Source organism: Pseudomonas lundensis (genome assembly GCF_002269125.1).
Lineage (GTDB): Bacteria > Pseudomonadota > Gammaproteobacteria > Pseudomonadales > Pseudomonadaceae > Aquipseudomonas > Aquipseudomonas lundensis_A.
This window is the reverse complement of record NZ_NQKI01000031.1, coordinates 19,244-32,033: the sequence shown is the minus strand read 5'-3', so window position 1 is coordinate 32,033 and position 12,790 is coordinate 19,244. Positions and strand designations below refer to the sequence as shown.

12 protein-coding genes are annotated in these 12,790 nt (G+C 60.3%); 5 read left to right on the top strand and 7 right to left on the bottom strand.

The annotated features are described in order from the left end of the window. The first annotated feature begins 15 nt into the window (after positions 1-15). The gene (locus CJF39_RS17415) at positions 16-1,713 is read left to right on the top strand and encodes a putative bifunctional diguanylate cyclase/phosphodiesterase (protein WP_094994550.1); all 1,698 of its coding nucleotides are present in this window, start codon (positions 16-18) and stop codon (positions 1,711-1,713) included. Positions 1,714-1,717: 4 nt separating this feature from the next. Here CJF39_RS17415 and CJF39_RS17410 read toward each other — a convergent pair whose 3' ends face one another. Next, positions 1,718-2,461, bottom strand: a complete 744-nt coding sequence (locus CJF39_RS17410) for a substrate-binding periplasmic protein (protein WP_094994549.1) — start codon at positions 2,459-2,461, stop codon at positions 1,718-1,720. Between the two features lie 141 nt (positions 2,462-2,602). Here CJF39_RS17410 and dnaX point away from each other — a divergent pair, with 141 nt between their 5' ends. From dnaX to recR, 3 genes are all read left to right on the top strand, one after another. Then, positions 2,603-4,630, top strand: a complete 2,028-nt coding sequence (gene dnaX / locus CJF39_RS17405; RefSeq protein ID WP_094994548.1) for a DNA polymerase III subunit gamma/tau — start codon at positions 2,603-2,605, stop codon at positions 4,628-4,630. A 74-nt stretch (positions 4,631-4,704) separates the two neighbouring features. Further along, complete coding sequence (locus tag CJF39_RS17400) at positions 4,705-5,043, top strand: YbaB/EbfC family nucleoid-associated protein (protein WP_017527493.1); 339 nt, start codon at positions 4,705-4,707, stop codon at positions 5,041-5,043. A 151-nt stretch (positions 5,044-5,194) separates the two neighbouring features. Further along, positions 5,195-5,797, top strand: coding sequence for a recombination mediator RecR (gene recR / locus CJF39_RS17395; RefSeq protein WP_047275252.1), 603 nt, complete (start codon positions 5,195-5,197; stop codon positions 5,795-5,797). A 43-nt stretch (positions 5,798-5,840) separates the two neighbouring features. On the opposite strand, the gene CJF39_RS17390 is transcribed toward recR, so the two are convergent. Further along, positions 5,841-6,386 carry an adenine phosphoribosyltransferase gene (locus CJF39_RS17390; protein ID WP_094994547.1) on the bottom strand — a complete coding sequence of 182 codons (546 nt, stop codon included), beginning with the start codon at positions 6,384-6,386 and terminating at the stop codon, positions 5,841-5,843. 47 nt (positions 6,387-6,433) lie between these two features. Next, complete coding sequence (gene fnr / locus CJF39_RS17385) at positions 6,434-7,168, bottom strand: fumarate/nitrate reduction transcriptional regulator Fnr (RefSeq protein WP_094994546.1); 735 nt, start codon at positions 7,166-7,168, stop codon at positions 6,434-6,436. A gap of 158 nt (positions 7,169-7,326) precedes the next feature. Between fnr and CJF39_RS17380 the strand changes: the two genes are divergently transcribed. After that, a complete protein-coding gene (locus tag CJF39_RS17380; RefSeq protein WP_262373512.1) occupies positions 7,327-7,797 on the top strand; it encodes a hypothetical protein in 471 nt (156 codons plus the stop codon). On the opposite strand, the gene hemN is transcribed toward CJF39_RS17380, so the two are convergent. The 4 genes from hemN to CJF39_RS17360 all read right to left on the bottom strand — a co-directional run bounded on the left by hemN (position 7,790) and on the right by CJF39_RS17360 (position 12,733). Then, the gene (gene hemN / locus CJF39_RS17375; RefSeq protein WP_094994545.1) at positions 7,790-9,172 is read right to left on the bottom strand and encodes an oxygen-independent coproporphyrinogen III oxidase; all 1,383 of its coding nucleotides are present in this window, start codon (positions 9,170-9,172) and stop codon (positions 7,790-7,792) included. The genes CJF39_RS17380 and hemN overlap by 8 nt on opposite strands. Before the next feature lie 183 nt (positions 9,173-9,355). Then, positions 9,356-10,039, bottom strand: a complete 684-nt coding sequence (locus CJF39_RS17370; protein ID WP_094994544.1) for a sulfite exporter TauE/SafE family protein — start codon at positions 10,037-10,039, stop codon at positions 9,356-9,358. Continuing rightward, positions 10,032-10,262, bottom strand: coding sequence for a cbb3-type cytochrome oxidase assembly protein CcoS (ccoS, locus tag CJF39_RS17365; protein ID WP_094994543.1), 231 nt, complete (start codon positions 10,260-10,262; stop codon positions 10,032-10,034). The genes CJF39_RS17370 and ccoS overlap by 8 nt, the downstream gene beginning before the upstream one ends. Before the next feature lie 20 nt (positions 10,263-10,282). After that, positions 10,283-12,733 carry a heavy metal translocating P-type ATPase gene (locus tag CJF39_RS17360; RefSeq protein WP_094994568.1) on the bottom strand — a complete coding sequence of 817 codons (2,451 nt, stop codon included), beginning with the start codon at positions 12,731-12,733 and terminating at the stop codon, positions 10,283-10,285. Positions 12,734-12,790 lie beyond the last annotated feature (57 nt).

Genomic DNA, 12,790 nt, shown 5'->3' with positions numbered 1-12,790 from the left:
GGCGTGAAGTGAATCATGGACGATATGTACCGCAAAGCTGTAGATGCTGCGGCGATCTTTTCTGAAACCGATTTAAGTGGGCGCATCACCTACGTCAACGAGCAATTCTGCGACGTGTCGGGCTACCCGCGTGAAGAGTTGTTGGGGGCCAATCACCGCATACTGAACTCGGGCTTTCACCCGCCCGAGTTCTTTGTGGGCATGTGGCGCACCATTGCCCGGGGGAAGGTCTGGAAAGGCGAGATCTGTAACCGGGGCAAAGATGGCACGGTCTACTGGGTGGACAGCACCATGGTGCCGCTGGTGGATGAGTCCACGGGGCAAGTGCGCAAATACCTGTCGATCCGTTTTGATGTCAGCGAAAAACGTCAGTTGCTACACACCCTGCAGTGGCGAGTGGGTCACGATGTATTGACCGGTTTGCCGAACCGCGCCTACTTGTCCGACTTGTTGAATCAGGCCCTTGCATCTTCGCGCGCCGAGGGTATTCCGTTGGCGGTGTGCATGCTCGACCTGGACGGCTTCAAGGCAGTCAATGATGGTTACGGGCATGCCAGTGGCGACCTGCTGCTGATCGAGGTGGCCAAACGCTTGAAAAGTATCATGCGCGGCGATGATGTCGTCGCGCGTCTGGCGGGGGACGAGTTTGTTTTGATCCTGCGCCATGTGCGGGATGCGGACGAGCTGCACGGGGCCATGCAGCGCGTGTTGACAGCCATTTCCAGGCCCTACACGGTGGGTGAAAACAGCCTCAGTGTGTGTGCCAGTATTGGTGTCACGCTGTATCCGCTGGACAACGAAGACGCCGACACATTATTGCGCCATGCCGATCAAGCCATGTACGTGGCCAAGCAAAGCGGGCGCAACCGCTATTACGTGTTCGATGTGCTCAAGGGGCGCGAGATCAAGGCCACCCACGAACAGGTCGAGCGGGTCCGCCAGGCGTTGGCGGCGGGTGAGCTGTGTTTGCACTACCAGCCCAAGGTCAACATGCGTACTGGCGAGGTATTGGGTTTTGAAGGTTTGTTGCGCTGGCATCACCCGAAGAAAGGGCTGATGGAGCCCTGCGATTTTTTGCCGGTGGTCGAGCAGACCGACTTGATTATTGATATCGGGGAATGGGTAATCGATCAGGCGATCCGGCAAATGCACGAATGGCAGCGGGCTGGGGCGCACTGGTCGATCAGTGTCAACATTGCGGCCCGGCACTTTCAGCGGTCGGACTTCGTGGCGCGCCTCAAGGTGTTGCTGGGACGGTATGCGGACGTGCCACCCGAAAAGCTTGATCTCGAAATCATCGAGTCGGCGGCCATTGAAAACATGCAACATGTCAGTCAATGCCTCAAAGCGTGTCAGGCACTAGGTGTGCGTTTTTCGCTGGACGATTTCGGAACAGGCTATTCCTCGCTGAGCTATCTCAAGCGCTTGCCGACCGAGACCATCAAGATCGACAAATCATTCGTGCGTGACATTCTCCACGATCAGGATGACTTGGCCCTGACCACGGCGGTCGTGGGGCTGGCGCGGGCGTTCGGGCGCAACGTGATCGCCGAAGGGCTGGAGAGCGAAGCGCAGGGTTGCTTGCTGATGGAGCTAGGCTGCGAAGTGGCGCAGGGCTATTTCATTGCCCGGCCCATGCCGATTCGCGAGGTGGCGAGCTGGGTGGCCGGTTTCGAGCCGCCAAGGGCGTGGTTGCAGCCAGCCTGCGCCTGAGCCGTCACAGCGGGGTGGGCGCGGTGTAGCGAGAAATGATGCGCTCAATCTCCCCGGATTGGCGCATGGCAGACAGGGTGTTGAGGATTTTTCCTGTGGGTAGCTGCGGATCGTCCCGCACCATGCAGCCGAGCCGTTGCTCCTGGACCAGCGCCACAGCGTGCAGTTGGTCAGCCGGCTGGAGGTCTTTGTTAATCCAGTCCACAGCCCATTGATTGCTTACCGCATAGTTGAAGCGTCCGATGATCAGCATTTGCAACACTTGATCCTGGCTGCGCGCGTCATCGCGCTGCAATTTGCCCGCATCAAACAAGGGTTGCAGTGAGGGGTAGGTGTAGCTGAGTACAGTGCCGACCGATTGCCGTTCCAGAGACTGCAGATCGACGGGGGCAGGGCGCTGACGCGTGCCCACCAGGACATCGCGTTGCTGGATCAGGGGCTCGCTCCACAAATATTGGTCGGCGTTCGGGCCGACCCATGAACGGCTGACAAAGCAACGCACATCCACTTCGCCATGGTCCATGGCGCTCTGAACCCGCGCACGGGGCAGTACTTGAAAGTGCGCCGGGTGTCCGACGTGCTGTGCCAGGCTTTGCATCACATCAAAGAGAATCCCTTCGGTGGGCTGGCCATTCTCGTGCCGCACCATGGGCATTGCCCAACTGTCCACGATGGCGAAGCGCAAGGGCGGCGGTTGGGCCTGGCAGGGTAATGCGGCCAGTAGCAGTATCCAGTGGGTCCAGCGCATACGGTCTCCGGCAGGGGCCAAAATGATAGAAATAGCCCGTCAGGCAGCAGCATAGCCAGATTAGACGGCCACATCGGATGCAATTTTGGCCTTGCTCCGCTAGCATTAGCGCCTTCCGCTTTTTAGACGCGACGGTTATCAATGAGTTATCAGGTTCTTGCACGTAAATGGCGTCCGCGCTCGTTCCGCGAAATGGTCGGCCAGACCCATGTGCTCAAGGCTCTGATCAACGCCCTGGACAGTCAGCGCTTGCACCACGCCTACCTTTTCACCGGTACCCGTGGCGTCGGCAAGACCACCATTGCGCGGATCATCGCCAAATGCCTGAACTGTGAAACAGGTATCACCTCGACCCCATGTGGCGAGTGTTCGGTGTGCCGCGAAATCGACGAAGGCCGTTTTGTTGACCTGATCGAAATCGATGCGGCCAGCCGCACCAAAGTCGAAGACACCCGCGAGCTGCTCGATAACGTGCAGTACGCGCCTAGCCGCGGGCGCTTCAAGGTCTACCTGATCGACGAAGTGCACATGCTCTCCAGCCATTCGTTCAATGCGCTGCTTAAAACCCTTGAAGAGCCGCCGCCCTACGTCAAGTTCATCCTGGCGACGACTGATCCACAAAAGCTGCCGGCGACCATCTTGTCCCGCTGCCTGCAGTTCTCGCTCAAGAACATGACCCCGGAGCGCGTGGTCGAACACTTGAGCCATGTACTGAGTGTCGAAAACGTTCCGTTTGAAGACGATGCGCTGTGGCTGCTCGGCCGTGCGGCCGATGGGTCGATGCGCGATGCGATGAGCCTGACCGATCAGGCGATTGCGTTCGGTGAAGGTAAAGTGCTGGCCGCGGATGTGCGGGCCATGCTCGGTACGCTGGACCACGGTCAGGTATTTGACCTGCTCCACGCCTTGATTCAGGGCGATGCCAAAGCCTTGCTTGAGGCCGTGCGTCATTTGGCCGAGCAGGGGCCGGACTGGAGTGGCGTGCTGTCGGAAATCCTCAACGTGTTCCACCGCGTGGCGATTGCCCAGGCATTGCCTGAGGGCGTAGACAATGGCCACGGCGACCGGGATCGGGTGTTGGCGCTGGCGCACGCGATGCCCGCCGAAGATGTGCAGTTTTATTACCAGATGGGCCTGATTGGCCGCCGTGATTTGCCCCTCGCGCCAGACCCGCGTGGCGGCTTTGAGATGGTGCTGCTGCGCATGCTGGCTTTCCGTCCTGCCGACACCGGGGACGCACCGAGTCAGCCGCTAAAGCCCGTGGGGATCAGCCAGGCCACAGTTGATTCCGCTCAATCCGTGGCGACGACCACCGAGGTGGCGCCGCAGCCCTTAGCGGTGCCTGTCCCGGAGGTTGCTCCGCAACCGACGCCTGCCCCCGCGCCTGCGGTTGCGGAAATCGATTTGCCGTGGAATGAGCCTGCTGTGCCGGTGGTCGAGCAGGAACCTGCCCCCGAGCCGGTGCTGGACACCGTCAGTGAGCCGCCAGCATTGCCACCGATGCCGTTGCCTACCCCGGACAGCGTTGTGCCCGACGCGCCGCAATGGACGTCCGCAGCGATCCCGGAGCCGACCGCCGAGCAAGTCGATGCGGCCCTTTCAGGCATGGACCGCGATGACGAGCCACCGCTGGATGAAGATTACATCGAGTCGGATATGGACTCGGCGGCCTATAGTTATCTGGACGAACTGGCCAGTGAGCATGCTGCCGAGCATGAGCCCGCGCCGGAGCCTGAACCGTTGCCAGCCGCGATGCCGGCAACAGGGCTGGCCCTTGAATGGCTGAACATGTTCCCCAACTTACCGGTATCGGGGATGACGGCGAGCATTGGTGCCAACTGCACATTGATCTCGGCTGAAGGGGATGAGTGGCTGCTGCACCTGGACCCGGCGCACAGTGCGTTGTTTAACGCGACCCAGCAGCGCCGCTTGAACGATGCCCTGAACCAGTACTTGCAACGCACGCTTAAAGTCACCATCGAGCTGATCAAGCCCGAGCAGGAAACCCCGGCGCAAGCGGCCGCCCGCATGCGCGCCGAGCGTCAGCGTCTGGCGGAGGAGTCGATCCATGGCGATCCGTTGGTCCAGCAAATGATTCAACAGTTCGACGCATCCGTGCGCGACGATACGATTGAACCTGTCGACGTGGTCGAGCCCCAGGGTGTGTAACGGCGGATAAAAAATTTCAGCCCGTGGTCCAAGGCCATGGGCATCGTGTGCATAGACTATTTGAGGTGATTCCCATGATGAAAGGTGGCATGGCCGGCCTGATGAAGCAGGCGCAGCAGATGCAGGAAAAGATGGCCAAGATGCAAGAAGAACTGGCCAACGCAGAAGTCACCGGCAAGGCGGGTGGCGATATGGTGAGCGTGGTCATGACCGGGCGTCACGACATCAAGCGTGTCAGCATTGACCCAAGCTTGTTGGAAGGCGTGAGCGATGATGACCGCGAAGTGCTGGAAGACTTGTTCGCTGCGGCCGTCAACGACGCAGTTCGCAAGATCGAAGCCAACAGCCAGGACAAAATGAGCGGCGTGACCGCGGGCATGCAATTGCCACCGGGCATGAAGCTGCCGTTCTAAGGCGCTTTTGGAAAGCCGGGCTCCGCGCCCGGCTTTTTTTTGTCCGCTTTTTGTCGTCGCTGTCGCAGGCTGCGGGGGTGGCGAGAGAATTTGACGCTGCCTGACCGGGCGGGTATAAACCGCCTCTCGTTGTTTTGTCGGACTTTTCCCTATGAGCTTTAGCCCCCTGATTCGCCAACTGATTGATGCCTTGCGCACTTTGCCGGGCGTGGGTCAAAAGACCGCGCAGCGCATGGCTCTGCAGTTGCTGGAGCGTGACCGCAGTGGTGGCTCGCGTCTGGCGCTGGCGTTGAGTCAGGCGATGGAAGGCGTGGGGCATTGCCGGTTGTGCCGCACCCTGACCGAAGACGATCTGTGCCCGCAATGCGCGGACCTGCGTCGCGATGACACCCTGCTGTGTGTGGTGGAAGGCCCGATGGACGTCTATGCCGTGGAGCAAACGGGTTATCGCGGTCGTTACTTCGTGCTCAAGGGGCATTTGTCGCCGCTTGATGGCTTGGGGCCAGAGGCGATTGGCATTCCGCAGCTGATGGCGCGGATTGAATCGCAAGGCACCTTCACGGAAGTCATCCTGGCTACCAACCCGACGGTCGAAGGCGAGGCCACTGCGCATTACATCGCCCAGTTGTTGCACAGCAAAGGGTTGATCGCCTCGCGCATCGCCCACGGTGTACCGTTGGGTGGCGAGCTTGAATTGGTAGATGGCGGCACACTGGCGCATTCGTTCGCCGGGCGCAAACCTATCGCGCTGTGAGGCAATTGCCCTTGCTGCCGATCATGGCAACAAGGGCGACGCTTTATTCGGTCAGTGAAAACTCAGTCAGGCTGAAGGTCGAAATGCCGATGTCATTCAGACGCTTTGAGCCGCCCAACTCTGGCAGGTCAATAATGGCCGCCGCTTCAAAGACTGTTGCTCCCATGCGCCGTGCCAGATTGGCGGCAGCAATCAATGTGCCGCCTGTGGCAATCAGGTCATCCACGATCAGCAACGAATCGCCTTCGCACAAGCTGTCTGCGTGCGCCTCGAGAAACGCTTCGCCATATTCGGTCTGATAGCCTTCAGCGATCACATCCGCCGGCAGTTTGCCCTGCTTGCGAAACAGGATCAGGGGCTTGTTGAGCTGGTGAGCCAGCACCGATCCGATCAGAAACCCGCGTGCATCCATGGCGCCAATGTGGGTGAAGTCGGCTTCTACGTAGCGTTCGATAAACGAATCGGCAATCACGCGCATGGCGCGGGGGGATTGATACAGCGGGGTGATGTCGCGAAAAATCACGCCCGGCTTGGGGAAGTCAATGACCGGGCGGATCAGCGATTTTAAGCAGAAGTCGTTGAAGACCATGGTGTGGGAGTGTCCTGGCGTGCATTAAGCGCGCCAGTATAGCGGCTTTAGCCTTCCAGGGATCCGCCTGCCAGCGCGCACAGCTTGATTGGATCAAGGATGTGCACTTCCTTGCCCTCGGCGCTCAGCAATTTGTCAGTCTGCAAGCGCGTGAACACCCGCGAGACCGTTTCAACGGCCAGGCCCAGGTAGTTGCCGATTTCGTTGCGTGACATGCTCAGGCGGAATTGGTTGGGCGAGAACCCGCGAGCCCGGAAGCGGGCAGACAGGTTAACCAGGAACGTGGCAATACGTTCATCGGCGGTCTTTTTCGACAGCAAGAGCATCATTTGTTGATCGTCGCGGATTTCGCGGCTCATCACGCGCATCAATTGACGACGCAGTTGAGGCAGTTGCAGCGCCAGTTCATCGAGACGCTCAAACGGAATCTCGCACACCGAAGTGGTTTCCAGCGCCTGTGCCGACACCGGATAGGCTTCGGTGTCCATGCCGGACAGACCGACCAGTTCACTGGGCAAGTGGAAGCCCGTGATTTGCTCTTCGCCGCTGTCGCTCAAGCTGAATGTCTTGAGCGCGCCAGAACGTACTGCGTACACCGAGCCAAACGTATCGCCCTGGCGAAACAGGAACTCACCTTTTTTTAGGGGGCGGCCTCGCTTGACGATCTCATCCAGCGCGTCCATGTCTTCCAGATTCAATGAAAGTGGTAAGCACAGAGGCGCCAAACTGCAATCCTTGCAGTGAGCCTGGTTATGAGCGCGCAGTTTTACTGGCTCAGACATTTCTTTAATCCTTGTGGGAAAACACACATAAGTTACAAGGGTAACTCAGCACGGGAATCCAGACCAGTGCACCCTTTGTGGGCGTAGGTCTCAAGGAAGGCAGGATTTGGCCGATATAAAAGTTATCGTTGATAAAGGGAGCAGGGAAGATGTCGTCGATGGGTGGAGTAACCCTGGGTCAAAGTGGCATGTTGCATATCGCGGTGCCTGCGCAGAATGCACAGAACCCGAAAACGGCCGATAAAAACGCGACACTTGAAGTAGATGCCGCTGCGCCAGCCGAAGGCGTGTCGGTCACTATTTCCGGCGCTGCCCTCAAAGCAGCCGGTGCACAAAAGGCTAATAACAACGACATCGAAGACAGCGGCTTGCCCGATAACATTCAGAAGCTGCTGAAAATGATTCGCGAGGTCAAAAAACAGATCGCCGAGAAGCAGCAGCAACTGCAACAAGTGTTGACCAACAGCAGCCTGAGCCCGGAACAGGCCAAGGCTCAAGCGTCTGCGTTGCAGGGCGAGATTTCCAGCTTGACGGCCAGTCTGATCACGCTCAACGCCAGCCTGGCCAAGGCCATGAAAGATTTGAGCGGCGATGACGCGCTCAAGACCGCTTCATTAGCCGCTAAATAACCCGCGAATAGCGCTGGCGGTTTTGCTGTTCGAGGTAGGCATCAAACACCATGCACACCGAGCGCACCAATAACCGCCCCGCGGGCAGAACAGTCAACTGGTCACTGTCCAGTGCGATGAGGCCGTCTTGCGCCATCTCTTCCAGTGCTGGCCACTGGGCCGCGAAATACCCCCTGAAGTCGATGTTGAACGCCTGTTCGATGCGCGCAAACGGCAGGTGCAGGTTGCAGATAATTTGCTGAATCACTTCGCGGCGAATCCGGTCATCCTGATTGCAGATCAACCCCCGGCTGGTGGCGAGCTGCGCACTGGCCAGCGTGTTCTGGTACTGCGCCAGATCGCTATTGTTCTGGCAGTACAGGTCGCCGATCTGGCTGATGGCCGAAACACCGAGCCCGATCAGGTCGCAATGACCGTGGGTGGTGTAGCCCTGAAAGTTGCGTTGCAGGGTGGCTTCTTCCTGCGCAATGGCCAGTTCGTCATCCGGCAGGGCGAAATGATCCATACCGATGTAGCGATAACCGGCTTGGGTCAACTGCTCAATGGTGTGTTGCAGCATCAGCAACTTGTCAGCGGGTGAAGGCAAATCGCTTGCATTGATGCGGCGCTGTGGCATGAAACGTTCAGGCAAGTGCGCGTAGTTGAACACGGACAAGCGATCCGGCTGCAGGTTAATGACCTCTTCGACCGTGCGTGCGAACGCCTCGGGTGTCTGTTTGGGCAGGCCGTAGATCAAGTCGATATTGATCGAACGAAACTGCAGGGTACGCGCCGCGTCAATCACAGCGCGGGTCTCTTCCAGGCTTTGCAGGCGATTCACCGCGCGTTGTACCTGCGGGTCGAGGTCCTGTAGGCCGATACTGACCCGGTTAAACCCGAGTTCGCGCAACAGCCCCATGGTCGACCAGTCGGCCTCGCGCGGGTCGATCTCAATGCCGTAGTCGCCGGAGTCATCGTCCAGCAGGTTGAAATGCTGGCGCAACTTACCCATTAACTGGCGCAGTTCGTCATGGCTGAGGAACGTCGGGGTACCGCCGCCAAAGTGCAGTTGTTCAACCTTTTGCTTGGGGTCGAGGTGGCAGGCGATCTGTTGGATTTCCTGCTCCAGGCGTTGCAGATACGGCTGAGCGCGACCCCGGTCTTTGGTCACGACTTTGTTGCAGGCGCAGTAGTAGCAAATGTTCGCGCAGAACGGCACGTGCACATACAACGACAGAGGGCGCAACGCCTTGCGGCTTTCACGCAAGGCGTGCAGCAGGTCAAACGCGCTGACCTGGCTGTTGAACTGCATGGCGGTTGGATACGAGGTATAGCGCGGTCCGGCCATGTCGTAACGGCGAATTAAATCTGAGTCCCAACGAATGGCGTCGAGCATGCGGGTATCCCCCGGGATGGCTGGCAATAATCGCGAGTCTAGGGGGTGAGTCACTGCTGCATCTTGATTTGCATCAAGCGCTGTGGTTGCAAGGTTTTCCGTCGCGGTCCAGGCACGCGGCAGCGAAGGGGTAAGAGGCGCACGCTTCCATTGCGGGTCGCGAGCGGCCTCGGTCGGCCCGGTTCAGTGCCCCATCAGCCAGTGTTGATGGGGGCCGGGCAGGGTCCAGATGCCGAACAGGATTACCAGCACGCCGCCCGTCATGCGCACGCTGCGTTTGCGCAGCAGCGCCGTTACGCGCTCGGCCGCAAGCCCTGTGGCCAGCAACACCGGCCACGTACCAAGGCCAAATGCGAGCATCAACAGCGCGCTGTCGGTCGCGCTGCCCTGGCTGGCTGACCAGATCAGGGTGCTGTATACCAACCCGCACGGCAGCCAGCCCCACAGTGCGCCCAGCAGTAAAGCGCGCGGCATGCTCGATACCGGCAACAGTCGCGTCGCAATCGGCTGGATATGGCGCCACAGGCCGCGTCCCAGGCTTTCAATACGGGTCAGCCCGCTCCACCAGCCCGCCAGGTACAAGCCCATGCAAATCAGCAGCACCCCCGCCAGGAGGCGCATGAACAGCGCCGCCGGGCTGTTGGCCACGGCCCAGCCCGCGAGCCCGAGCAATAAACCGGCTGCGGCATAGCTGAGAATTCGACCGAGGTTGTAGGCCACCAGCAACCTGAAGCGTCGGCTGCGTTGTTCTTTTGGGATGGCCAGCGTCAACGCGCCCATTAATCCGCCGCACATCCCCAGGCAATGGCCACCGCCCAGCAGGCCGAGGATGACGGCTGAAACCAGCAGGGGCGCCAATTCAAGCATGGGGCGGCGCTTTTTGATCGTCGTCTTTGGAGGCGTCCGGGTGCAGGCCTTTGGCCTCGTCGACGGCGGCAGTGTGTTGCGGGTCCTGATCGTCAAACAGAATGCTGTGGGCTGGGCTGTCCAAATCGTCGTACTGGCCGCTGTCCACCGCCCAAAAGAAGATGTAAATGGCGACCCCGACAATCAGCAAGGCCGCGGGAATCATGACGTAAAGTGCTGGCATATGAACTCCGGACGGCCGTTTCAGACAGGCATCGGCTGAGGGTCGAGGGTCGGTTGCGGGCTGGCCTGCTTCGGCATGCGCGTCAGGCGCAAGGCGTTCAAGACCACGGTCAGTGAGCTGATGGACATGCCCACGGCGGCCCACACGGGGGTGATCCAGCCCAGCGCCGCAAAAGGTAGCATCAGGCCGTTGTACAGGCCTGCCCACAACAGGTTTTCGATGATAACCCGACGCGTGCGACGGGCAAGGCTGAACGCTTGCACCAATGCATCCAGCCGATTGGACAGCAGCACGGCATCCGCGCTGGTTTTGGCCAAATCGGTTGCTGATCCCATGGCCACGCTGATGTCGGCAGCAGCCAGCACCGGCACGTCGTTGACCCCGTCACCGAGCATCAACACTTTGCGGCCCTGGGCATGCAACTGCTGCAACACGTGCAATTTGTCGTCGGGGCGCAGGCCGCCCCGCGCTTCATCAATCCCCAGCTCGGCCGCCACACTGTCGACCATCGGTGAGGTATCGCCAGACAGCAGCAGCGTTCGCCAGCCCCGTGCCTTGCAGGCCGCCAGCAGAGCAGGGGCGTCAGCGCGCAGGCGGTCATCAAGGACGAACCAGGCCAGCGGGCCCTGAGCGTCCCCCAGCAGCAGCCATTGACCCGGCTCCTGCGGCATGTCCGGCAGGGTCGCTTGGCTCAGCTCACAGACAAACCCCGGTTGGCCAATGCGCAAACGCTGCACACCTACGCGCCCTTCAAGGCCCAGGCCGGGCGTGCTGTGCACGTCTTCTGCGGCGTGTGGCGCGCGGCCGAATGCGCGGGCAATCGGGTGTTCAGAGCGGTTTTCCAGCGCAGCGGCCAGCGCAAGGCATTGGTCGCTGTCCAGGTCACGCAGGGGGCGAATGGCCCGCAGCGCCAGACGGCCTTCGGTCAAGGTTCCGGTTTTGTCGAAGATCACCGTGTCAATTTGGTTCAACCCTTCGATCACGTGCCCGCGGGTCAGCAGCAGGCCCAACTTGTGCAAAGTGCCGGTGGCCGCTGTGAGGGCGGTGGGGGTGGCCAGCGAGAGGGCACACGGGCAAGTTGCTACCAGCATGGCCAGCACAATCCAGAATGCGCGGGAGGGGTCTAGCTGCCACCACAACACCCCGATGGCAGCCGCTGCGAGTAACGAGAACAGCAAAAACCATTGCGCGGCCTTGTCGGCAATTTCGGCCAGGCGCGGTTTTTCGCTTTGCGCGCGGTCGAGCAAGCGGACGATGGCCGACAGGCGCGTGTCCTGGCCCAAGGCCAGTACTTCGAGGGTCAGGGCGCCTTCGACGTTCAGCGTGCCCGCCGTAACCGCGTCGCCGGGACTGCGAGGCTGGGGCAGGTATTCGCCGGTCAGCAGTGATTCGTCGATACTCGATTGCCCGTCGAGGATCTTGCCATCGGCCGGCAAGATCGAACCGGGGTGCACCAGTACCTTGTCCCCGACCTTGAGTTCAGTCAGCAGGATGCGCTCGCTTTGCCCGTCACTGCTCAGGCGCAGGCACGAGGCGGGCAGCAGATTAACCAGTTGCGCGGTCGCGGCGGCGGTGCGCTCCCGGGCGCGACGTTCGAGGTAGCGCCCGGCCAGCAGGAACAGCGCAAACATGCCCACTGCATCGAAATACAGTTCGCCGATGCCGGTAATGGCAGTCCAGATACCGGCGATGTAGGCACCGCCGATGGCCAGAGATACCGACACATCCATGGTCAGGTGCCGAGTACGCAGGTCACGCATGGCGCCTTTGAAAAACGGCGCGCAGCTGTAAAACACAATGGGGGTGGTCAGAAACAGTGCGACCCAGCGCAGGATAGTGTGCATCTCGGGGCTGAGGTCGATGTTGAATTCGGGCCAAGTTGCCATGGTAGCCATCATGGCCTGAAACCACAGCAATCCAGCGACGCCCAATTGGCGCAAGGCCAGGCGGTTTTCACTGGCCAGTTGCTCGGTAGCGCGGTCGGCCTGATACGGGTGGGCCGCATAGCCGATGTGACGCAGTTCGCTCAGCACTTCACTGAGGGGCAGTTGGCTGTCGGCCCAGCGCACATGCAGGCGGTGATTGGACAGGTTCAGGCGTGCTTCGCTGACCGCCGGCAGGCGGCGCAGGTGTTTTTCAATCAACCAGCCACAAGCCGCGCAACTGATGCCTTCAATCAACAAAGTGGTTTCTGCCTGTTCCCCTTCGTGTCGCACAAAAGGCTGTTGCACGTCGGGACGGTCATACAGGGCCAGCTCTTCCACCAGTTGCACGGGTAGCGCTTCAGGGTTGGCAGAGGCTTCGCTGCGGTGCTGGTAATAACTTTCCAGGCCGCCAGCGACGATGGCTTCTGCCACGGCCTGGCAGCCGGGGCAGCAAAACTCGCGGGTCTCACCGAGAACGATTGCAGTGAATCGACTGCCAGGCGGAACGGGCAGGGCGCAGTGATAGCAGGGAACGGGAGTGGTCATGGCGGTCTGTCGCGAGGCTGTGCGCTGAACATACATCATTGCCCGCAGGGCCGACGG